The following is a 21,361-nucleotide window of genomic DNA, read 5'->3' on the forward strand; positions in this document are numbered from 1 at the left end:
CCTACGTTTCTGATAAGAGCGTTTGGGAAAGTCCTTTTTTATATAGCGGCTGTGTCTGAGAATCCTCTGTAATTCCTTCAAGAGGGGCGGATACAAATTGATGAATGTGTTCCAATACTTCTTCAGGCTTCTCTTCAGGAACGAGATGGCCGGTTTCTTCTAAAACCACCAGCCTTGAGTTCGGGATATCCTGTTTCAGCTTATGTCCTGTGGATAAAGGTACCACTCTGTCATGTTCTCCCCAAACAAGGAGGCAAGGTGTTTGAATGTTGCGCAAATCGCTCCCAGTTAAATCTCCTTCACGATCTCGAATCATCCTTGTCAATGCCTTGAAAATATCATCCTCCAAAAATGGTTTCAGATACCCGAACATCATTTCATCATCAATCATTTTTGAATCATGTACGACATTTTCAAGATTATTCCGTATCCCTGATCGTGTAAGCCACAGTTTTACATACAGATGGAAAAAGGGAATATAACTTAGCATCGTGACAGGCCACTTCATTTTCTTGAGATAGCCGGAACTGCACAGGAGTACACCCTTTTCGACTAGCGAAGGTGCTTTTTTCATCACGTTCAAAGCGATCTGACCACCCATTGAATGACCCGTTAAGTGGACATTGCTAACATTCAAGTGGTCTAATAAGGCGATAACTGTGTTGGCCAGATTGTCGTAAGAATAGATAAATCGATTGTTTTTCTCGCTGTTCCCAAAGGGAGGCAGATCGATGGAAATGACATTATAATTTTCTTTCAAAAGAGGAGTAAGCCGTCTAAAGCTAAAGGTTGATGATAGAAATCCATGAAGAAGGACGAAGGTTTCAGTGGCTGCAGGTTGCTGATGATGTTCAAAGTAAACATTGGCACCATTCACCTGAACAACCTTTGCAAAATCTTGTTCTTGCATACTTCGTCACTCCTCTCTACCAGTTTACAGATATTTTACCCCTATTTCTGTATTTAACACCTCGATTCAAAAGTTGTCTCATATCCAATTGTAATTATGGATGTAATGGGGAAAATAAACTTAAATTGATGATCCCTCTTTTCATAACAGTGACTTCTGATATAATAAAACCATTTAGTGGTGATGAGGAGGAAGCAGAATGCAACTAAGAGAAATGGAGCTTGATTTAGTAAGGATTTTACAGAAGGATGCCAGGATTTCCACAGAGAACATAGCGAAAATGCTTCAAGTAACAACAGAGGAAATAGAGAATGCGATTAAAAGGCTTGAAAAAGACAATGTTCTTGTCAGATACAGTTCCGTTGTGGATTGGTCCAAAGTAGAAGGTCATGAAGGAGTAACGGCGATGATCGATGTGAAAGTAGCTCCGAAAAGGGGAGTGGGATTTGATGAAGTGGCCCATCGTATTTATCGTTACAAAGAAGTGAAAAGCGTCTATCTAATGTCGGGGGCATACGACCTTTCTGTAACGGTGGAGGGCCGAACCATGCATGAAGTAGCTTCATTCGTTTCTGAAAAGCTATCTACTCTGGATTCCGTTTTATCTACAACAACCCATTTTCAATTGAAGAAATACAAACATGACGGAACCATTTTTGGTGATCATGGTGAAGATAAACGAATTGTGGTGTCTCCATGAAAACAAAGACATCTTACATATCTCAATCTGTGAAAAACTTAAAGCCTTCCGGTATCCGGAAATTCTTTGATTTGGCAGCAAATATGGAAGGGGTCATTTCGTTAGGGGTTGGGGAACCGGATTTCATTACCTCCTGGACGGTGCGGGAAGCCGCGATTCTTTCCTTGGAGCAAGGTTACACCTCTTATACAGCGAACGCTGGCCTACTGGAGCTGAGGGAGAAGATTGCTGCGTATATGAAAGAGGGCTACTCCGTTGACTATGATCCGAAAAGCGAAATCATTGTGACGGTTGGTGCCTCTCAAGCCCTTGATATCAGTTTGCGTGCAATCATTGATCAAGGAGATGAGGTCGTTGTGGTGGAACCTGGCTTCGTTTCTTATGTACCTCTTGTTCAATTGGCAGGTGGAGTAGCTGTAACTATCGGAACCAAGCCGGAAAATGACTTCAAAGTCACAGCCGAAGAACTCGAAGCCGCCATCACTCCGCGTACAAAAGCCGTCTTACTTTGTTCGCCGAATAATCCAACAGGGACGGTCCTTGAAAGAGAAAATTTAGAAGAGCTTGCAGTGGTGATTCGAAAGCATGATCTAGTTGTTCTTTCAGATGAGATATACTCTGAACTTGCTTATGATCATCGCCACGTGTCCATTGCTTCTTTAAAGGACATGAGAAAAAGAACCCTCGTAATCAATGGATTCTCAAAAGGGTTTGCCATGACGGGCTGGAGACTGGGGTTTATTTGTGCTCCTGAAGAGATCGCTTCATCCTTACTTAAAATTCATCAATACGCCATGATGTGTGCATCCACCCCTGCTCAGCATGCTGCGGTAGAGGCATTGGATAAAGGAATGGATGATGTGATGGAGATGAAGCGAAGCTATCGTCATCGACGACACTATTTTGTTGACTCCCTAAATGAGTTCGGATTAACCTGCCACACCCCTGGAGGAGCATTCTATGCCTTTCCTTCCATTAAAAAAACAGGGATGTCCTCAGAGGAATTTGCAGAAAAGCTTCTTATGGAAGAGAAAGTTGCGGTTGTACCCGGAAATGTGTTTGGTAAAGGGGGAGAAGGATATATTCGTTGTTCTTATGCCTCAAGTATGGAACAGCTGCAGGAAGCCGTGAAAAGGATGAAGCGGTTTGTAGAGAATCATTCATAGTTAGGAAATGAAGAGTGCCAGGCACAAATGCTTTTGTGCCTGGCACCCTTTTTATTTGGGCAAAAAAAATAGGACGATAAAATATCGTCCAACAAATGAAAACAAAAGGGGGAATACTTAGAAAGCTTATTTTCAGTATGACCCCTTTTTTCACTATCCATACATCATTTCATAAAAAATTTTTAGCGTTCGCTCTTTTCATATTTCAGTTCATACAATATTTGCATCACACGAAGGAAATCTTCTTCAGAGAATTCCTTCGCCTTGCGGAGGATCAGCTTTGTTCGTTTTGGTCCCAATTCTTTGATCAGCTGTTCCATTTCAGCGTCAACACCTGTTAGAGGATGATCTTTCACTTCCCTTTCCAGCAGTTCAGAAGCGGGTATATCAAGTACAGTTGAAAGCCTTAGAATCGTTTGTGTATCAGGAATCTGAAGATCGGATTCATACTTTTCAATCGTCTTTGTGCCTAATCTGGCCCTTAAAGCAAGCTCCTGTTGAGATAGCTTGCGCTCTTCGCGTACCCGTTTTAAATTCTCACCAAAGTGTGACATGCTAAAGTCCCTCCCCATAGAATACCTTCCTTATATCTACAGTTTATCACCATTTGGAAAAAAATAGCCCGCATTGTCGTGAACAAAGTGTTAATAATGAAAGATTCTTTTGCTAAGTCTTTTAATCCGATACATACGGCCACAGGCTTTTACTGTAGCTGTGAATGTTCGTGCTAAGTAAAGGGATATGGACTTGTGTTAGTAAACGGTGGAATTTCGACAAAATGATCAGGAATATTCGACAAGCTGTTCATAAGTATGAAAAAGTGGTTCATAAATCGGAATTCCGGTTCATAAAATCCAAACTCGGTTCATAACTAACTAAAAGCGGTTCATAAAGTAGGGAGGTGGCTGATTCTACCTTCCATGAACCTCACTTTACCCTGTTAATTGTAATCTAAATGACTAAAAGGGTCCTATTCCCCTTCAAAATTCTATCAAAAGAGTTCTGTAGGATAAAAAGGAGAAGGATTTGGATAAAAAAGGAGCTCCAAGACCATACCAGTCGTCAGCTTCGTTTTTCAAAATTCAACTGTCTACCCAAGACCAAGACCATGAAATAGCCAAAATTAAAAGGTCCGTCTCGGACGGACCTCTCATTTAGGATAAAAATACAAGTAAAATGGCTACTGGTACGATATAGCGGAGAAGGAAGATCCAGCTGTTGAATAATGCTGGTGATATGGAAGATCCTGATTTAAGTTCGTTCCATACGTCTTCCCGCTTCAATCGATAAGATACAAATATGCTTATTAATAAGGCGCCGATCGGCAATCCGAAATTACTCGTTATATAATCTGCAAAGTCAAAGAAGTTCTTTCCTTGAATGAGGAAATCATCGAATACTCCAAATGAAAGTGCGCTTGGAATGCCTGCAAAGAAAACAAGTATTCCGATTAACCATGTAAATGGCTTACGTTTCGATTGATTCCCTTTCGATAGGGCCGCGACTCCGATTTCAAGAATGGAGAAAGCAGAAGTCAGGGTTGCAAACAACAGTAAAATCAAGAACACAGTTAAGAAAATGCCACCGAATGCAATTTCATTAAACACCGCTGGAAGAACCACAAAGGCAATTCCTGGTCCTTCATCCGGTTGGAAACCAAGGGCGTACACAGCAGGGAAAATGACCAATCCTGCCAGTAATGAGATAAAGATATTTAACCCGGATACACTGATGGCGGATCTTGGCATGCTATCCTCTTTTGAAAGATAAGATGCATACGTCACCATGACAGAAAGTCCGACCGTAAGTGCAAAGAACGCTTGTCCTAACGCAAGTAATGCCGTTTCCCCATTTAAATAGCTCCAGTCAGGCAATAACAGGAAGCGGACACCTTCCATCGCACCTTCCAAGGTAAGGGACCTGATTACTAAAATTATAAATAAAATAAATAATGCCGGCATCATATAGCGACTTGCCCGTTCAATCCCTTTTTGGATCCCGCCTTGTACGACAAGGATTGTAATCACAATAAAGATAAATTGTGCAATCAGCACTTCTTTTGGATTTGCAATGATGCTTACGAATAAGGCTCCGTATTCCTCTTGAGTTTTCCCGATTAAAGAGCCAGTCACACTCCGGGCCAAATAAGAAAGGATCCATCCGCCCACAACACTGTAAAAAGATAATATGATAAAAGAAACAACCGTTCCTAAATAGCCGATCCAATGCCAATAAGATTGAGGCGCCAACTTTTTATAGGAAGTAACCGCGTCGGCTCCCGCCCGTCGTCCGATGACAAACTCTGCCAGAAGAATGGGAGCACCGATCAAAACGGTAAAAAGAATAAAGAGTAAGAAGAAGACACCTCCTCCATTTGCACCTGCCATATACGGGAATTTCCAAATGGCACCGAGCCCTATAGCAGAACCGGCAGCCGCCAGAATGAAACCAATCTTAGAAGTCCACTGTTCTTTTTTGGCCATACATAAGATCCTCCTTTCGAAAAAATAAGATTTTTCAATCGTACTATGTTTTACCCGCTCTGTACACCGGATTTTTAAATTTTCAATATATAAGAAATATGAACTTGAATGCCATCCTATAAGTAATTAGCGAACAATATGGCCACATGTATTTCCATTTATTATGTGTGAAAACGTTTGAAAACATTACAATTAACCTAATTTCTAGAAAAGTAGTCAAAAACATGATGAATGGGCTGGAAATTTCTCTAAAATGTAGTATACTAATTGTAACAAAACGTTCACAAATTATTCTTTTTTTCGCCATAATTGAAAGCGTTTACTACCCGATTGGAGGAATTTATCATGGATGTATTTCTTGTTTATCTTTTTATCGCAACCGCTACTCCGCTATTTCTTTGGATTGAACATCGTAAATGGGCGGTTCTTCATATCCCATTTGTTATAGCCTTATGGGCAGCGTTTATTTATTACGTAGCCGTTCCGGAACTTGGAGGATGGGGACATGTGACGCTGTGGAGTCTGTTTGTTGCAAACCTTGCATTCGCCCACATTGCAGCCTTCATGTTATATGCCGTGCCGTTCATCCAAAAGCAGAAAAAGAAAAAAGCAATCACCATTAAGAATATATAGTCTGATCCGATGTTCATTGGGTCAGGCTTTTTTTTGTGGTCAATTTCACGAGAATGGATTCAATTGTAAATAAATGAAACAAAATCCACTTCATAATCGTTACATAAATGAGAGATTCAAAGAGAAAGGGGGAAAACACGAGTGGAAGATGAGCACTTGATCGAGCGTGCAAAAAAAGGAGACCTGCAGGCATATAGCCATTTAATCACTTATTATTCTCCCGTCGTTGAACGGTTTGCCTATCAGATGGGGAATTCCTTTGCGGATATACCAGATATCACCCAGGAAGTGTTCATTCGTGTATACCGGTTTCTGGACGGGTTCTCTTATGCGAAGTTTACAACCTGGCTTTATAAAATCACTTTAAATGTGTCGAGGGATTTTAAACGAAAAGAAAATCAGCACATCAATCGAGTGAAAAAAATCGGGAATGAACCCTCAGAAGACGTCATTACTCCTCAAGAACGTATCCTGAGACAGGAAGAGGATCGTATGCTCCACGAATGCATTCAAAAGCTGGATGGTAAATATCAAATACCAATCATCCTCTTTTATTTTCATGAGAAGAAGTATGAAGAAATGGCTGAAATACTGTCAATCCATTTATCTACTGTCAAAACAAGGCTATTAAGAGGAAAAACCCTGTTGAAAAAAGAACTGGAAGAGGCTGAAAAAAGGGAGGGGAGATTGAATGGATGACAAGATGCTTGAAAAACGCATGGAATTATTGAATCAATCGTATAAGAAAATTCCCGATCAGACCAACCCCTCAGACATTATACAAGCCATAAAACAAGAGGGAAAATCCCAAAAGAAGCGACCACTTATTCATTGGCCATACGTCGCAAGTTTCATTGGTGTACTTCTTATCGGTGCGGTTCTCATCCTGCAGCTTACGATGGATGAACCAGGAAGAGAGAATGGGAATCAAGCTGATTTTGCTGGTGAGGCTGATCAACGACTTCAAAGGGAAATAGAAGATGCGAAAGCTCAATATGATTTAAGGAAAACTCAAGCAATGGAGCGGCTTGGGTTTACGGAAGACTTATTTAATTCGACTGGAATCGCCCGGGATGCAGGGAGGCATCTCACATATATTGAGTCCATTCCAAAGCGGGACTTCTCAAATGAAAGAAAAGTGGAGTGGGTCCAGAGAGCGGGAGAGGAGTTGAATCAGATATTGGCTACTCCTGATGTGATGATGAAAAATCTGAAAGCTCCTTTAACGAAGGAAGAAGCAGAAGTATGGATTGCTGATTTTATTGAAAAGGAACAAGATGTCCTCCCATTATATGAGGACGTGCTGAATGATTATAAGAAATATTGGAAGCCTCATGTTGAGAATGGAGAGTTCAATATGCAGGAGTTCAATCTTTTGAAAAACGACTATCCCCCAAAGTTATCGATGTTACGGGATGGGATATTCAATAATGCTGTTAAGCTATCGTATAACAGTGAGACGGACAGGCTTGAAACTACATTAGATGTGGAGTACTTCAGGATGATCACGAATCATAAAGCCTTACCGGAAGGATATGAATTGTATATGATTACCCGGTTTGACCCAGTCATTAAAGCAGGTGAATTTACAGGAACATGGAAAGAAGCAGTTGATCGCTTGATGGACTACGAAAAGATGTTAACGGAAATGCCGGATAACTCAAGATTCAGGGTAGAAGTGAAGCATGAATACGATCTTCTCTATCAATACTTTGTAGATGGAAGTGTGTACCAGCCGATTTTTGACGAAAGTGAGGAATTGAAATCACATGTAGAAGAAACCTACCGATATATACTGAAAGAGTACCCAGAGTACACAACATCCCTTCATCTGAAAGAGGTATATGAGGAGTTAAGACGTGAAAATTTCGTTAAGCCAGATCGTTGGGATCAGAGGACACCGGTCATTTTATCTTCAGAGACAGAAGAACTATATAAAGACTGATAAAGAGTGCTAAGTTTACACTGTTTTAATAATTTTAATAATTGGGAAGCATAACTAGTGAGAAAGCAATTATAGGTGGAAAATCGAAGAAAAATGGGGTTTGTAACAGAGATCTGACAGAATAAACTTTTGCCGAATCCCGAATTCTATGATATAATCTACAATTGCGTGTAAAAGAGAAAAATAATATATATATTAGGAGTGTTACCATGACTACAAAATTCGAAACAGGAACTGTCGTAACAGGTAAAGTTACAGGCATTCAACCATACGGTGCATTCGTTGCACTTGACGAAGAAACTCAAGGATTAGTTCATATCTCTGAAATTACTCACGGCTTTGTTAAAGACGTAAGCGAGCACCTTTCAGTAGGCGACGAAGTAAAGGTTAAAGTATTATCAGTGGACGAATCAGCTGGTAAGATCAGCCTTTCTATCCGTGCTACAGAAGAAGCTCCTGCTCCTCAAGCTAAACCGGCAGCAGCGAAAAAACCTCGTCGTCAAGGAAGTGTAAAACCGGCAGCTGAAGAAACAACTCCAGCAGGTTTCAACACTCTTAAAGACAAGCTTGAAGAGTGGATCGAGCAATCAGAACGAAAAGATCTAATCAAGAAATAATAAAATTTTTAAGAAGACTGCCTTTCTTGGAGGGCGGTCTTTTTTTAAACCTTTTTGAAAAAGAGTTATTCTACTCTATCTTAGAGAACCTATACTATAATTGGAAAACCCAGTTAAAAGGCGGGATGAATTGAAAGAAAAAATAGGGAATCTATTAAATGAAAATCAATGTACTCATATCCTCTATTCTTATAATGATCGAAACCGATATCTAGAAAATGCCATTGCGTATGTTCTCGAGGGAATCGAAAAGGGGGATTCGGTTGTTCTGATTGAGAACGAGAGGAATCTGAATGTACTGCTTAAACAGCTGAAGAATCAATTAACAAGCAGCCAATTAGAGAGGATTCACGTTATTAGTAACTTTGACTTTTATCAATCGAGTGGAAGTTACCATCCTCCAGCCATTTATGAACAATTAACGAAATCCATTACCCCATTTTTAGAGAACGATATTTCTTTTCGTTCGTGGACAAATGTGGAATGGGGTACATTGGAAGACCCATCTTCCATCATCGAGTGGTTCGAAACAGAGACGGATACGGATAAAGTCGTTCATGAGCATAACCTGACCATCGTCTGTGCGTACGAATCAGAGAAAATGCCTGACCATCTGGAGGATGCACTAAAGAAAAGTCATGGGCACATTATGACGGATGAAGATATCGTGATCTCGAAAGTATACAGTAATACTAATTAGTCTACGGACAGGGCGATGATCCTCATGAAGAGGGTTGTTGTCTTTTTTTAGGTCGTAAAGTTTGTTGCTACTTTCTCTGCCAAAAATATATCGTGAATTAACGAAAAATAAAGAATTTTTAAACAATACACTTGTCCGTACCTCATAAATGGCATATAATGAAAATGAAAGCGCTTAATCAATACATAAATACAGGAGGATCTTAGATGCTTTATAATAATCCGAATACTGAAGGTTCATTGGTACAATTCAAAGATAAGTATGAGAACTTTATTGGTGGAGAATATGTGGCACCAGCAAGTGGAGAATATTTTGAAAATGTATCACCTGTTACGGGGAAAGTTTTCACTAAAATTGCCCGGTCGAATAAAGAAGATGTTGAAAAGGCATTAGATGCGGCGCATGCAGCAAAAGACGCATGGGGTAAAACCACTGTTTCGGAAAAATCCATTATCTTAAATAAAATCGCGGATCGTATGGAAGAAAACTTAGAAATGCTAGCAGTGGCGGAAACGTGGGATAATGGAAAGCCGGTTCGTGAAACAATGGCGGCGGACCTGCCATTAGCGATTGATCACTTCCGCTACTTCGCAGGATGTATCAGAGGACAGGAAGGTTCTCTTGGAGAGATTGATAATGATACGGTTTCTTACCATTTTCATGAGCCGATCGGGGTTGTAGCCCAAATCATCCCTTGGAACTTCCCTATTCTGATGGCGGTATGGAAAATTGCACCTGCCCTTGCTGCAGGAAACTGTGTTGTATTGAAGCCGGCTGAGCAAACTCCTGCTTCGATTATGGTTCTTGTCGAACTGATTGAAGACCTGCTGCCTAAAGGCGTACTGAATGTGGTACAAGGATTTGGAGTAGAAGCAGGGAAGCCCCTTGCCCAAAGTAAGCGTGTTGGAAAAGTAGCCTTCACAGGTGAAACGACAACAGGTCGCCTGATCATGCAATATGCTTCTCAAAACATTATTCCTGTTACATTGGAGCTTGGTGGTAAATCACCTAATATCTTCTTTGAAGATGTAATGGATCAGGATGATGATTTCCTTGATAAAGCAGTTGAAGGTTTCGTAATGTTTGCACTTAATCAAGGAGAAGTATGTACATGTCCTTCAAGAGCGCTAATCCAAGAATCGATCTACGATCAGTTCATGGAACGTGCGATTGAACGCGTGAAACAAATCAAACAAGGGAACCCGTTAGATTCAGATACTATGCTGGGTGCTCAAGCTTCTCAAGAACAATTGGATAAGATTCTCTCTTATATTGAAATTGGGAAAGAAGAAGGAGCGGAATTACTCATCGGTGGTGAGCAAAATACACTGGATGGAGATCAGGAAGCAGGTTTCTATGTAAAGCCGACTGTATTCAAAGGTAACAACAAAATGCGTATTTTCCAAGAAGAAATCTTTGGCCCTGTTGTTTCCGTTACAACTTTCAAAACGAAAGAAGAAGCCCTTGAAATCGCCAATGATACTCTTTATGGACTTGGAGCAGGTGTATGGACGCGTGACATGAACACGGCTTACCGTTTCGGTAGAGAGGTTCAAGCTGGACGCGTATGGACTAACTGTTACCACCAATACCCGGCACATGCGGCATTCGGTGGATACAAAATGTCCGGTATCGGTCGTGAAAATCATAAAATGATGCTATCACACTATCAACAAACGAAGAATTTACTAGTTAGCTATAGTCCTAAAGCGTTAGGATTCTTCTAAAATGGAAAAACGACTAGAGGCAACAGAACAAGCCCTTCAACTGATTAAAACGTTAAAAGGCAAGCACGGTGCCCTCCTGTTTCATCAGTCTGGAGGGTGTTGTGATGGCAGTTCCCCTATGTGTTTAAGTCAGGATGATTTGATCATCGGTGACAGTGATGTATTAGTAGGTACTGTAGCCGACTGTCCTTTTTATATGAACGAACAACAATATGAGTATTGGAAGCATTTCCGGATCATATTGGATGTAAAAGAAGGAAGGGGAGGAGTGTTCTCTTTGGAATCAACGGAAGGCGTACGCTTTATCACGGATTCTAAATTGATCAAACCATCAATGTGAAGGTTTTGGTTCTACTCTTCCGAACTCGATAATATTTGTTAGAGACAACCTATTGTATAGGTTGTCTCTTTACTTATGCCTGATTTCACTATTTTTAATGATTACTAATTTAAAATAATTATAATTTGTGATTGACTTTCATTCTCAAATAGCTAAAATAAAACTATAATCACTTAATAATAATTATAATCTAAAGGAGTGTTTTTAGTGGATAAAAGAAAACTCACAACGAATCAAGGTGCCCCGATTGGCGATAACCAGAACTCAATTACAGCTGGGGAAAGAGGACCTGCACTGCTTGAAGATTATCAGCTAATTGAGAAATTGGCTCACTTCGATCGTGAACGAGTTCCAGAGAGAGTCGTACATGCACGTGGTGCTGGGGCACACGGTGTGTTCATTACAAAAAACAGCATGAAAAAATTTACAAAAGCCGCACTTTTTCAAGAAGTTGGTAAAGAAACACCTGTATTTTCCCGTTTTTCCACCGTCGTCCATGGCCAGCATTCTCCTGAAACCTTACGGGATCCCCGAGGGTTTGCCGTGAAATTTTATACAGAAGAAGGGAACTGGGATTTTGTCGGGAATAACCTTCCTGTCTTCTTTATTCGTGATGCCATGAAGTTCCCGGATATGGTTCATTCTTTAAAACCGAATCCCCAAACGAATATCCAAGAACCTGAGAGATATTGGGATTTTATGTCCTTGACTCCGGAATCAACGAATATGCTTGTTCATCTCTATACGGATGAAGGGATTCCTGCTAACTATAGACAAATGCGCGGATCCAGTGTCCATGCATATAAATGGGTGAATGCCGCCGGGAATACCGTGTATGTGAAGTTAAGTTGGAAACCAAAGCAAGGGATCGAGAATCTTTCATCGGAAAAAGCAGCTGAGATTCAAGGGAAAGACTTTAACCATGCAAGCCGTGATCTATATGAATCAATTGAAAAAGGGGAATTCCCGGAATGGGATCTATATGTTCAGGTTCTTGATCCAATGGATATGGATGCCTTTGATTTCGATCCACTTGATCCAACGAAGGATTGGTCGGAGGATGACATTCCATCTCACTTTGTCGGTACGATGATTTTAAATGAAAATCCAGAAAACATCTTTGCGGAAACGGAATCAGTGGGCTTCAATCCTGGAGTGCTGGTGAACGGAATGCTTCCGTCCGAAGATAAGTTGTTACAAGGTAGACTATTCTCTTATTCAGACACACAGCGTTATCGAATCGGCGCCAACTACATGCAACTCCCGATCAACTGTCCATTTGCTCAAGTGTCGAATAACCAGAGGGACGGACATATGCCATTCAAGCAGCAGACGGGCTCAGTAAACTATGAGCCGAACAGCTTCGATGATACACCGAAAGAAGTGGCGGGATATACGGAAATACATCAGCCGATGACGGGTGAAAGAGGAAGACAGAAGATCCAGAAAACAGATGACTTTGGTCAGGCTGGAAGCATTTACAGAAGCTACTCGGATGAAGTGAAAGCGCAAGTAGTGAAGAATATTTCCAGTGAATTATCACAAATCAACGAAAGAATTGCCCTGCGCGCAGTGTGTAATTTCTTCCGGGCAGATGTAGAGCTTGGTAAGAAGCTGGCGGAACGTATTGGGGTGGATTTGACGCCTTATTTGCAGCATATGAAATAAATATGGATGAGTACTGGTCTTTTTGTCGGTGAAGGTGCACGGATGAAAGGGGTGGTGCTCTTTTTTATAGTTGGTAGGTGGAAGGTGTGTGGATTTATGGAGATATACTATCAACCGTTATCAGGATATATCGACATTCATAGCAATATATCAACCAAACTTTCATTTTATCAACCGTATTTTCAGGATATCGATCGTTCTTCCAATTGCGACAAATTTCGCCGCTATTCAACCCCATCCAACCCATCCCCCAATAAAAACAAAAAGCCACTCCCTCAAAAAAGAGAAAGTGGCCACCACCATCAAAACGAATTCCGTTCGATCCCGTACTTCCGAATTCGATACTGCAAATTCTGCCGGCTCATCCCAAGGGACTTCGCCGTTTTGGTGATATTAAAGTCATGGTATTTCAATGATTTTTGAATATAATAGGTTTCGGCTTCTTCAACGAAAAGCTCCAGCGGTTTGATCTCTGTTCCGGATTGGTAGAGAAAATCCGATTCATCCTGGCTTTCTTCTCCGACAACTGTGTGGTGGATGCGTTGCCTGAAACCAAATGGAAGATGATTGAAACCGATCTCCTCTTCAAAGCCAACGAGATTAAACGCACCCTCTATAACATGCTCAAGCTCCCTCACATTACCTGGCCAATCATACTGCTGGAAAATTTCACTCACTTCATCCGAAATCCCTTTAATACCCATAGCGAAATGGTGGTTGAACTGGTCAATGAAATAGTTCACGATCTCCGGTAAATCTTCCTTTCTCGAACGGAGAGAGGGGATGAAGATCGACACAATGCTCAGCCTGTAATAGAGATCCTTCAATAACCGTCCTTCTGCGATGGCATCGATGGGATCCTCGTTCACCGTCGCCATCACCCGTACATCGTATGGAAGGTCCGTCCCTCGGGAAAAGAAGTTTAATAGCTTCTCCTGGAGGGAAGGGGCTAAGGAGTTGATTTCGTCGAGCAGGAGTGTTCCTCCCTGTGCTTGTTGGAAGAGGGAGGGCCGGTGATCTTCCGGGTTGCTGCCTTCTCGCTCCTCATGAAATAGGATTTCTTCAAGCATATCATCACGTAATGATGAACAGTTCTGGGTGATGAAGGGACGGTTGGCACGGGCGCTGTCGTTATGGATGCTTTGTGCGAAAAGCTCCTTGCCAGTCCCGATTTCACCACAGATTAACACAGGGGAAGAAGTCCTTGTCGCCCGCTTTCCGGTTTCGACTGCGTCCTGCAGGCGGTGATGCTGACCGATAATGCTATCAAAGGTAAATAAGCTGCTGGGGCGCTTATGTATATGATCCCTCATCACTTTTTCGAGTTTGGTGATGTCCCTGGCAATTTCAATCGCTCCAATTAACACCTCATCATGAAAAATAGGGAATGTATCGTTCATCGTGGTGATTTCAATTCCATTTATATTAAAGTAAGTTTGCTTCACATTGAGGGTAGGTTCCTTTGTGTTTAGAACTTTAAGTAGGGTACTTTCCTCTTCGGAATGAAATTGGAAAACATCCAGCAAATTTTTATCCAGGACGTCTTCAATTTCCATGCCTTCGATTTCGCGCATTTTACGATTGTAGATGATGGTTCTCCCGGTAGAATCGATGACATGAACGCCTGATTCGAGATGTTCAGCGACTTTTTCGTACATAAACAAACGCTTTTCAAATTCCTGCATGCTGTATCTCTCCTCTTCATTTTTGTTAGATCTTACTGCAAAACGTATCGTCTATAGTCTTCTTTTTGCGCAAATTTTCCATCCGTTCGTTGTTTGATTTAGGACTTAGTAACAAAGGAATACGCAAAAAGAATGGAATTATAAAAAAATTTTAAAAAACTCTTGAAAAATGCAACTATCTTTTGCATTATTATAAGTGTAAGGGTTTTCTAAATGCAAATATTTTTTGCATACCTGTTAACTAACCTCGTCACTCCGAGGATGAATAAAAAATCTTTGTATAAAGGGGGAAATGCCCAAATGATTCCTTACAAACACGAACCATTCACAGATTTCTCAGAGAAAGAGAATCAGAAAGCATTTAAAGAAGGTCTAAAGGTAGTAGAAAGTTACTTAGGTCAAGACTATCCATTAGTGATTGGCGGAGAGCGAGTAACAACTGATGATAAACTGGTTTCTGTAAACCCAGCAAACAAAGAAGAAATCATCGGACGTGTATCGAAAGCAAATCAGGATTTAGCTGAAAAAGCGATGAATGTTGCCTATGATACATTCCAAACTTGGCGTAAAGTGAAGCCTGAAACTCGCGCAGATATTCTTTTCCGCGCTTCTGCTATTGTTCGTCGTCGTAAGCATGAATTCTCTGCTTTACTAACGAAAGAAGCAGGTAAACCATGGAATGAAGCAGATGCTGATACAGCAGAAGCAATCGACTTCATGGAGTACTATGCTCGTCAAATGCTTCGTTTGAAAGATGGGTTCCCTGTTGAAAGCCGTCCAGGTGAATACAATCAATTCAACTACATTCCACTAGGAGTCGGAGTTGTCATCTCACCTTGGAACTTTGCCTTTGCGATCATGGCTGGTACAGCTGTAGCAGCAATCGTTACGGGTAATACGGTTCTTCTTAAACCAGCTTCAACGACTGCTGTTGTGGCAGCGAAATTCATTGAAGTGTTAGAAGAAGCAGGTCTTCCGAAAGGGGTAATCAACTACGTTCCAGGAAGTGGAGCTGAAGTTGGTGATTACCTGGTTGATCATCCAAAGACACGTTTTATTTCATTCACAGGTTCTCGTGACGTTGGTATCCGTATCTACGAAAGAGCAGCAAAAGTGAACCCGGGTCAAAAATGGCTGAAACGCGTTATCGCTGAAATGGGCGGTAAAGATACGATTGTTGTCGATAGTGAAGGAGATCTTGAATTAGCGGCTAAATCAATCGTTGCTTCTGCATTCGGATTCTCTGGACAAAAATGTTCTGCTTGTTCACGTGCCGTGGTTGTAGAAGATGTTTACGATCAAGTACTTGAGCGCGCAGTGGAATTAACGAAAGAATTAACGGTTGGAGATACAACAGACCGTGATAACTTCATGGGTCCTGTAATCGACCAGGCGTCATTTGATAAAATCATGAGCTATATTGAAATCGGTAAAGAAGAAGGTAAGTTAATGATTGGTGGAGAAGGAGATAATTCAAAAGGCTTCTTTGTAAAACCAACAATCTTTGCTGATCTCGATGCAAATGCTCGTTTGATGCAAGAAGAAATCTTTGGACCGGTTGTCGCATTCTCGAAAGCAAAAGACTTCGATCATGCGCTTGAGATCGCGAATAACACAGACTACGGTTTAACCGGTGCAGTCATCACCAATAACCGTGCGAAGATCGAACAGGCTCGTGAAGATTTCCATGTTGGAAACTTATACTTTAATAGAGGCTGTACAGGAGCAATCGTTGGATATCAACCATTTGGTGGATTCAACATGTCAGGTACTGACTCTAAAGCGGGCGGACCGGATTATCTTCTTCTTCACCTTCAAGCAAAAACAACATCAGAAACACTTTAAGAGTATGAAACGGGAAGGGGCCTTTGTCTACAGGGGCTCCATCCTTGTATATTAACAATTATTCTTTTTTTCATTACGTAAGGAGGAACCTATATGGCAGTAAGTACTCATTCGATTATTGAACAAACGGAAAAATATGGTGCAAAAAATTATCACCCACTTCCAATCGTCATTTCAGAAGCGGAGGGTGTATGGGTTAAAGATCCAGAAGGCAATAAGTATATGGATATGCTTAGCGCTTATTCAGCAGTCAACCAGGGACATCGTCATCCAAAGATCATCCAGGCGCTAAAAGATCAAGCAGACCGTGTGACACTGACGTCACGTGCGTTCCACAACGACCAATTAGCCCCTTGGTATGAGAAGATTTGTAAGATGACTGGTAAAGACATGGCTCTTCCAATGAATACGGGTGCCGAGGCAGTGGAAACGGCGATCAAGACAGCTCGCCGCTGGGCGTATGATGTGAAGGGTGTACCAGAAAACAGTGCGGAAATCATCGCGTGTAACGGGAACTTCCACGGAAGAACGATGACAGCTGTTTCCCTTTCTTCAGAAGAAGAATACAAGCGTGGTTTCGGCCCGATGCTACCAGGAATCAACTTGATTCCTTACGGTGATCTAGATGCGTTAAAAGAAGCCATCACTCCAAATACAGCGGCTTTCCTTATCGAACCGATCCAGGGGGAAGCAGGGATTGTATTTCCTCCTAAAGGCTTCATGAAAGCAGCATATGAATTATGTAAAGAAAACAACGTTCTATTCATTGCAGACGAAATTCAGGCAGGTCTTGCCCGCTCCGGGAAAATGTTTGCATGTGAGTGGGAAGATGTTGATCCTGACATGTACATTCTAGGAAAAGCACTTGGAGGCGGAGTGTTCCCTATTTCTTGTGTTGTGGCCAATGAAGAAGTATTAGGAGTATTCAACCCTGGTTCCCACGGTTCTACTTTCGGAGGAAATCCAATGGCATGTGCGGTTTCCGTCGCATCATTGGATGTACTGATTGATGAAAACCTGGCAGAGCGTTCTCTTCAAATGGGAGAATACTTTATGAGTAAACTTCGTGAGATAGATAATCCTATGATTAAGGAAGTTCGTGGTAGCGGATTATTTATCGGAGTGGAACTGAGAGAACCAGCCCGTAAATACTGTGAACAACTGAAAGAAGAAGGACTGCTTTGTAAAGAAACACATGATACAGTCATTCGTTTTGCTCCACCACTTGTCATCTCACAAGAAGACCTGGATTGGGCAATCGAAAGAATCAAAAAAGTATTATCTTAAGGCAATTTTCTGAAAGATATTTTCTTATATGAGTTTTATTGAATCAAACTGATGCTAAGAAAGTAGATTGGAGCGGAAGGTGCTCGACTCCTGCGGGGAAAGCTGGACAGGTGAGACCCCACAGGCGCTTGCGCCGAGGGGGCTCACCGCCCGCCCCGCGGAAAGCGAGCATCCTGTAGCGGAAATCAACTACTACTATCTTCTGTGAAATAGCAAAGGGATTTTTGAAAACAACCAAGATTTCTTAAGAAGAAATTTCCTTAAATCAGACGCAAGAATGCATGAAAATAAAAATTATTTCTTTCCCAAGTCAATGGTTTAAGATACGGTAATATGTTACAATTACAACGTTTCAGATCACATAATAAAGAGGCGAATGTTTACAATGGGAGAAAACCTTAATCTGTTTACTTCTACACAGCATGTCATCAATGATGCTTTATCCAAGCTAGGGTATACGGAAGAAATGTATGAACTTCTGAAAGAACCGATTCGTATGTTAACGGTTCGGATCCCGGTTCGAATGGACGATGGCAGTATCAAAGTATTTACGGGCTACCGTGCACAACATAACGACGCAGTCGGACCTACCAAGGGCGGAGTACGATTCCATCCCGAAGTGGATGAAGAGGAAGTAAAGGCTTTATCCATGTGGATGAGCTTGAAATGCGGAATTGTTGATTTACCATACGGCGGAGGGAAAGGCGGGATCATCTGTGATCCAAGAACGATGTCTTTCACTGAACTGGAAAAGCTAAGCCGCGGTTATGTTCGTGCCATCAGTCAAATTGTTGGCCCTACAAAGGATATCCCGGCACCTGATGTGTACACAAACTCACAAATCATGGCTTGGATGATGGATGAATACAGCCGTCTTCGTGAAAATGACTCACCAGGATTCATTACAGGAAAACCGATTGTCCTTGGTGGTTCACAAGGCCGTGAAAAGGCGACAGCTCAAGGTGTTACCATCTGTATTGACCAAGCTGCAAAGAAACGTGGCATCGACATCAAAGGTGCACGCGTCGTCATCCAAGGTTTTGGAAATGCCGGCAGTTTCTTAGCGAAGTTCATGCACGATGCCGGTGCAAAGGTCATTGCCATATCCGATGCCCATGGTGCCCTTCATGATCCGGCTGGTTTGGATATTGATTATCTGTTAGACCGTCGGGATAGCTTCGGTACAGTAACGACACTATTTGAGAACACGATTTCAAATAAGGAATTGCTGGAACTGGAGTGTGACATTCTTGTCCCTGCAGCGATTTCAAACCAAATCACTGAAGAGAATGTCTATGATATTAAAGCATCCATTGTGGTAGAAGCTGCAAACGGTCCGACTACCTTTGAAGCAACACGAATTCTTTCTGAAAGAGGAATCCTGCTTGTTCCAGACGTACTAGCAAGTGCGGGTGGAGTGACGGTTTCATATTTCGAATGGGTTCAGAATAATCAGGGGTATTATTGGACAGAAGAAGAAGTAAACGAGAAGCTTCATGCTAAACTTGTCAAAGCTTTCAACAATGTATATGAAACATCTCAGAATCGTCGAGTGAATATGCGACTCGCCGCATACATGGTCGGCGCACGCAAAATGGCTGAAGCCTCAAGATTCAGAGGTTGGGTGTAACGATCGCATAAAATAAGAACGTATTCTCAATTTATTGAGGGTACGTTCTTTTTCAGTTTGTAAAGGAATTATCTATTTAGTAACGAAATGATTAGAGTGCATAGATTTTGGGTAAAATCATTGAAATTGACAACGGTTGCAAATCATCGTACGATATTTACGTTCCTATGTTTAAACTATTAAACATTAATGTTTTGGAGGGATTCATGTGTCAACTGAAATGATCTTAGAAGAAACATCTTTTAAAGCAGTGACGTCTACACTTCAACATCATAAGCAATTTTTTAAGTCCGGGGTTACGCGGCCACTACAATATAGAAAAGACTTGTTAGAGAAGTTCTCAACAGTCATAAAAAATCATGAAGCAGAAATCATCGATGCATTGAAAAAAGATTTAAATAAATCCGAGATGGAAACGTATGCGACAGAAATCGGAATACTACTTGAAGAAATTCGATTCGTATTGAAGCATATCGACGAATGGGCCGAACCTAAAAAGGTCAAGATGGCGAAAACACATATTGGCTCAAAAGCCTATACCATCCCGGAGCCTTACGGGGTTACATTGATCATCGCACCTTGGAATTACCCGATTCAGCTTGCGCTTGCCCCTGTTATTGGAGCGATCGCAGCTGGGAATACAGCCATCATTAAACCGTCAGAATTAACTCCTTCTACATCAGCTTTATTAGCGCAAATGATCAATACTCATTTTGACCCAAGACAGCTTTTCGTGATAGAAGGAGGAGTGGAAACGACACAGCATCTCCTGAAACAGCCATTCGATTATATTTTCTTTACCGGGAGCGTTCCAGTCGGAAAAGTGGTGATGGAAGCAGCGGCAAAGCAGTTGATTCCCGTTACTCTTGAATTGGGCGGGAAAAGCCCATGTATCGTCGATGAAACGGCTGATATTCCTCTGGCTGCCAAGCGCATAGCCTTCGGTAAAGTGACGAATGCCGGACAAACGTGTATTGCTCCTGACTACCTATTTATTCATAAAAGCAAGAAAGATGAATTTATCACTGAATTTAAGAAAACGGTTATTGAATTTTATGGAACAGAACCATTAAAGAGTGAGAAATTTGGCCGGATTGTAAATGAGCGTCATTTCAATCGTTTAACAAGCTACTTGGAAGATGGAGAAATCCTCTTAGGGGGAAATGTGGACCCTGGGAGCTTAAAAATTGAACCGACTTTAATGAAGCCGAGAGATTTTACTGTACCGGTGATGCAGGATGAGATATTCGGACCGGTTTTCCCGGTCATAGAATATGAGGAGCTTGATGAGGTCATTGAATTTGTGTCAGAGCGGCCGAAACCGTTGGCCCTTTATTTGTTTACAAGCAATCCAATCACAGAAGAGAGAATTAACGGATCGATTTCCTATGGTGGCGGTTGTGTAAATGATACACTTATGCACATCGTTACACCATATCTTCCTTTTGGAGGAGTGGGGGAGAGTGGGATTGGAAATTACCATGGAGAATCAAGCTTCTCAACCTTTTCACATTACAAGAGCATCTTAAAACAGACGACCAAGTTTGACTTAAGCTTCCGTTATCCAAGCGGGAGATTTGGTATGCAAATCATTAAGAAGTTGCTGAAATAAGAAAGGTGACCCAGAGGATGGGTCACCTTTTTAACTTTTTAAGCGAGGGATCGAAGTGTAATCCTCGTTAATTTTGATGCTACTGAGCATCATTTATCTTGTTGGCTCAGTATGAGGTTCTCTTTCAAGCTCTTCCGTTGGTTTAAATAACAGTCCAAGGTTAATGAGACCGGCAATACCAACTAAACCGTAAATGATTCGGGATAATGCGGCATCTTGACCACCAAAGATGGCTGCAACAAGATCGAATTGAAAGAAGCCGATAAGTCCCCAGTTCACAGCACCAATAATGGTTAGAACCAAAGCAATACGTTGAATTGCACTCATGTTGTTATCCTCCTTATTGAATGGATCATTTATAAGTTTCCCATTGCTCTTAATCCTATTCACTTTCACTATTTCAAAATTTCCTT

General features: G+C 41.5%; 19 protein-coding genes. 14 read left to right on the plus strand and 5 right to left on the minus strand.

Going from position 1 to position 21,361, the window contains the following annotated elements; all coding sequences use genetic code 11:
- Position 1 precedes the first annotated feature (1 nt).
- Positions 2 to 910 carry an alpha/beta fold hydrolase gene (locus AC6CIB_RS13110; RefSeq protein WP_498281278.1) on the minus strand — a complete coding sequence of 303 codons (909 nt, stop codon included), beginning with the start codon at positions 908 to 910 and terminating at the stop codon, positions 2 to 4.
- A 199-nt stretch (positions 911 to 1,109) separates the two neighbouring features.
- On the opposite strand from AC6CIB_RS13110, the gene AC6CIB_RS13115 reads away from it, so the two are divergent.
- Both AC6CIB_RS13115 and AC6CIB_RS13120 read left to right on the plus strand, forming a co-directional pair.
- Positions 1,110 to 1,610, plus strand: coding sequence for an Lrp/AsnC family transcriptional regulator (locus tag AC6CIB_RS13115; protein WP_498281280.1), 501 nt, complete (start codon positions 1,110 to 1,112; stop codon positions 1,608 to 1,610).
- Positions 1,607 to 2,776 (plus strand): aminotransferase, encoded by a 1,170-nt coding sequence (locus AC6CIB_RS13120; protein WP_498281282.1) that lies wholly within the window; start codon positions 1,607 to 1,609, stop codon positions 2,774 to 2,776. The genes AC6CIB_RS13115 and AC6CIB_RS13120 overlap by 4 nt, the downstream gene beginning before the upstream one ends.
- A 182-nt stretch (positions 2,777 to 2,958) precedes the next feature.
- On the opposite strand, the gene AC6CIB_RS13125 is transcribed toward AC6CIB_RS13120, so the two are convergent.
- Both AC6CIB_RS13125 and AC6CIB_RS13130 read right to left on the minus strand, forming a co-directional pair.
- Positions 2,959 to 3,330, minus strand: a complete 372-nt coding sequence (locus AC6CIB_RS13125; RefSeq protein WP_498281284.1) for a helix-turn-helix domain-containing protein — start codon at positions 3,328 to 3,330, stop codon at positions 2,959 to 2,961.
- Between the two features lie 600 nt (positions 3,331 to 3,930).
- Positions 3,931 to 5,259 carry a sodium-dependent transporter gene (locus AC6CIB_RS13130; protein ID WP_498281286.1) on the minus strand — a complete coding sequence of 443 codons (1,329 nt, stop codon included), beginning with the start codon at positions 5,257 to 5,259 and terminating at the stop codon, positions 3,931 to 3,933.
- Positions 5,260 to 5,604: 345 nt separating this feature from the next.
- Between AC6CIB_RS13130 and AC6CIB_RS13135 the strand changes: the two genes are divergently transcribed.
- The 8 genes from AC6CIB_RS13135 (at position 5,605) to AC6CIB_RS13170 (ending at position 12,889) form a co-directional block, all read left to right on the plus strand.
- Positions 5,605 to 5,892 carry a spore morphogenesis/germination protein YwcE gene (locus AC6CIB_RS13135; protein ID WP_498281288.1) on the plus strand — a complete coding sequence of 96 codons (288 nt, stop codon included), beginning with the start codon at positions 5,605 to 5,607 and terminating at the stop codon, positions 5,890 to 5,892.
- Between the two features lie 141 nt (positions 5,893 to 6,033).
- Entirely contained in the window at positions 6,034 to 6,591 is a 558-nt protein-coding gene (locus AC6CIB_RS13140; RefSeq protein ID WP_498281290.1) for an RNA polymerase sigma factor, read from the plus strand.
- The gene (locus AC6CIB_RS13145; RefSeq protein ID WP_498281292.1) at positions 6,584 to 7,837 is read left to right on the plus strand and encodes a hypothetical protein; all 1,254 of its coding nucleotides are present in this window, start codon (positions 6,584 to 6,586) and stop codon (positions 7,835 to 7,837) included. Before AC6CIB_RS13140 ends, AC6CIB_RS13145 begins: the two co-directional genes overlap by 8 nt.
- Before the next feature lie 209 nt (positions 7,838 to 8,046).
- On the plus strand, positions 8,047 to 8,454 hold the full coding sequence (gene yugI / locus AC6CIB_RS13150) for a S1 domain-containing post-transcriptional regulator GSP13 (RefSeq protein WP_498281294.1): 408 nt from the start codon (positions 8,047 to 8,049) through the stop codon (positions 8,452 to 8,454).
- A gap of 130 nt (positions 8,455 to 8,584) precedes the next feature.
- Entirely contained in the window at positions 8,585 to 9,154 is a 570-nt protein-coding gene (locus tag AC6CIB_RS13155; protein WP_498281295.1) for an MEDS domain-containing protein, read from the plus strand.
- Positions 9,155 to 9,360: 206 nt separating this feature from the next.
- Positions 9,361 to 10,881: an aldehyde dehydrogenase gene (gene adh / locus AC6CIB_RS13160; protein WP_498281297.1), complete on the plus strand. Its 1,521-nt coding sequence runs from the start codon at positions 9,361 to 9,363 to the stop codon at positions 10,879 to 10,881.
- 1 nt (position 10,882) lies between these two features.
- On the plus strand, positions 10,883 to 11,221 hold the full coding sequence (locus AC6CIB_RS13165) for a DUF779 domain-containing protein (protein ID WP_498281299.1): 339 nt from the start codon (positions 10,883 to 10,885) through the stop codon (positions 11,219 to 11,221).
- Between the two features lie 207 nt (positions 11,222 to 11,428).
- On the plus strand, positions 11,429 to 12,889 hold the full coding sequence (locus AC6CIB_RS13170) for a catalase (protein WP_498281301.1): 1,461 nt from the start codon (positions 11,429 to 11,431) through the stop codon (positions 12,887 to 12,889).
- Between the two features lie 302 nt (positions 12,890 to 13,191).
- Here AC6CIB_RS13170 and AC6CIB_RS13175 read toward each other — a convergent pair whose 3' ends face one another.
- Positions 13,192 to 14,574, minus strand: a complete 1,383-nt coding sequence (locus AC6CIB_RS13175) for a sigma-54 interaction domain-containing protein (RefSeq protein ID WP_498281303.1) — start codon at positions 14,572 to 14,574, stop codon at positions 13,192 to 13,194.
- Positions 14,575 to 14,874: 300 nt separating this feature from the next.
- On the opposite strand from AC6CIB_RS13175, the gene pruA reads away from it, so the two are divergent.
- The 4 genes from pruA (at position 14,875) to AC6CIB_RS13195 (ending at position 20,948) form a co-directional block, all read left to right on the plus strand.
- Positions 14,875 to 16,419, plus strand: a complete 1,545-nt coding sequence (gene pruA / locus AC6CIB_RS13180; protein WP_498281305.1) for an L-glutamate gamma-semialdehyde dehydrogenase — start codon at positions 14,875 to 14,877, stop codon at positions 16,417 to 16,419.
- A gap of 93 nt (positions 16,420 to 16,512) precedes the next feature.
- Positions 16,513 to 17,706 (plus strand): ornithine--oxo-acid transaminase, encoded by a 1,194-nt coding sequence (locus AC6CIB_RS13185; protein ID WP_498281307.1) that lies wholly within the window; start codon positions 16,513 to 16,515, stop codon positions 17,704 to 17,706.
- Positions 17,707 to 18,091: 385 nt separating this feature from the next.
- A complete protein-coding gene (locus AC6CIB_RS13190) occupies positions 18,092 to 19,336 on the plus strand; it encodes a Glu/Leu/Phe/Val family dehydrogenase (RefSeq protein ID WP_498281309.1) in 1,245 nt (414 codons plus the stop codon).
- Between the two features lie 220 nt (positions 19,337 to 19,556).
- Positions 19,557 to 20,948 carry an aldehyde dehydrogenase gene (locus tag AC6CIB_RS13195; protein WP_498281426.1) on the plus strand — a complete coding sequence of 464 codons (1,392 nt, stop codon included), beginning with the start codon at positions 19,557 to 19,559 and terminating at the stop codon, positions 20,946 to 20,948.
- 93 nt (positions 20,949 to 21,041) lie between these two features.
- On the opposite strand, the gene AC6CIB_RS13200 is transcribed toward AC6CIB_RS13195, so the two are convergent.
- Positions 21,042 to 21,275 (minus strand): DUF378 domain-containing protein, encoded by a 234-nt coding sequence (locus tag AC6CIB_RS13200; RefSeq protein ID WP_044338099.1) that lies wholly within the window; start codon positions 21,273 to 21,275, stop codon positions 21,042 to 21,044.
- Positions 21,276 to 21,361 lie beyond the last annotated feature (86 nt).

This window comes from Rossellomorea sp. GQ25 (genome assembly GCF_059758515.1).

What these genes read in the sequence shown, in the direction of transcription:
- AC6CIB_RS13145 (WP_498281292.1), top strand. Translation starts at nt 6,584, where the DNA reads ATGGATGACAAGATGCTTGAAAAACGCATGGAATTATTGAATCAATCG.
- AC6CIB_RS13190 (WP_498281309.1), top strand. Translation starts at nt 18,092, where the DNA reads ATGGGAGAAAACCTTAATCTGTTTACTTCTACACAGCATGTCATCAAT.
- pruA (WP_498281305.1), top strand. Translation starts at nt 14,875, where the DNA reads ATGATTCCTTACAAACACGAACCATTCACAGATTTCTCAGAGAAAGAG.
- AC6CIB_RS13135 (WP_498281288.1), top strand. Translation starts at nt 5,605, where the DNA reads ATGGATGTATTTCTTGTTTATCTTTTTATCGCAACCGCTACTCCGCTA.
- AC6CIB_RS13185 (WP_498281307.1), top strand. Translation starts at nt 16,513, where the DNA reads ATGGCAGTAAGTACTCATTCGATTATTGAACAAACGGAAAAATATGGT.
- AC6CIB_RS13200 (WP_044338099.1), bottom strand. Translation starts at nt 21,275, where the DNA reads ATGAGTGCAATTCAACGTATTGCTTTGGTTCTAACCATTATTGGTGCT.
- AC6CIB_RS13130 (WP_498281286.1), bottom strand. Translation starts at nt 5,259, where the DNA reads ATGGCCAAAAAAGAACAGTGGACTTCTAAGATTGGTTTCATTCTGGCG.
- AC6CIB_RS13115 (WP_498281280.1), top strand. Translation starts at nt 1,110, where the DNA reads ATGCAACTAAGAGAAATGGAGCTTGATTTAGTAAGGATTTTACAGAAG.
- yugI (WP_498281294.1), top strand. Translation starts at nt 8,047, where the DNA reads ATGACTACAAAATTCGAAACAGGAACTGTCGTAACAGGTAAAGTTACA.
- AC6CIB_RS13120 (WP_498281282.1), top strand. Translation starts at nt 1,607, where the DNA reads ATGAAAACAAAGACATCTTACATATCTCAATCTGTGAAAAACTTAAAG.
- AC6CIB_RS13195 (WP_498281426.1), top strand. Translation starts at nt 19,557, where the DNA reads ATGATCTTAGAAGAAACATCTTTTAAAGCAGTGACGTCTACACTTCAA.
- AC6CIB_RS13165 (WP_498281299.1), top strand. Translation starts at nt 10,883, where the DNA reads ATGGAAAAACGACTAGAGGCAACAGAACAAGCCCTTCAACTGATTAAA.
- adh (WP_498281297.1), top strand. Translation starts at nt 9,361, where the DNA reads ATGCTTTATAATAATCCGAATACTGAAGGTTCATTGGTACAATTCAAA.
- AC6CIB_RS13125 (WP_498281284.1), bottom strand. Translation starts at nt 3,330, where the DNA reads ATGTCACACTTTGGTGAGAATTTAAAACGGGTACGCGAAGAGCGCAAG.
- AC6CIB_RS13110 (WP_498281278.1), bottom strand. Translation starts at nt 910, where the DNA reads ATGCAAGAACAAGATTTTGCAAAGGTTGTTCAGGTGAATGGTGCCAAT.
- AC6CIB_RS13175 (WP_498281303.1), bottom strand. Translation starts at nt 14,574, where the DNA reads ATGCAGGAATTTGAAAAGCGTTTGTTTATGTACGAAAAAGTCGCTGAA.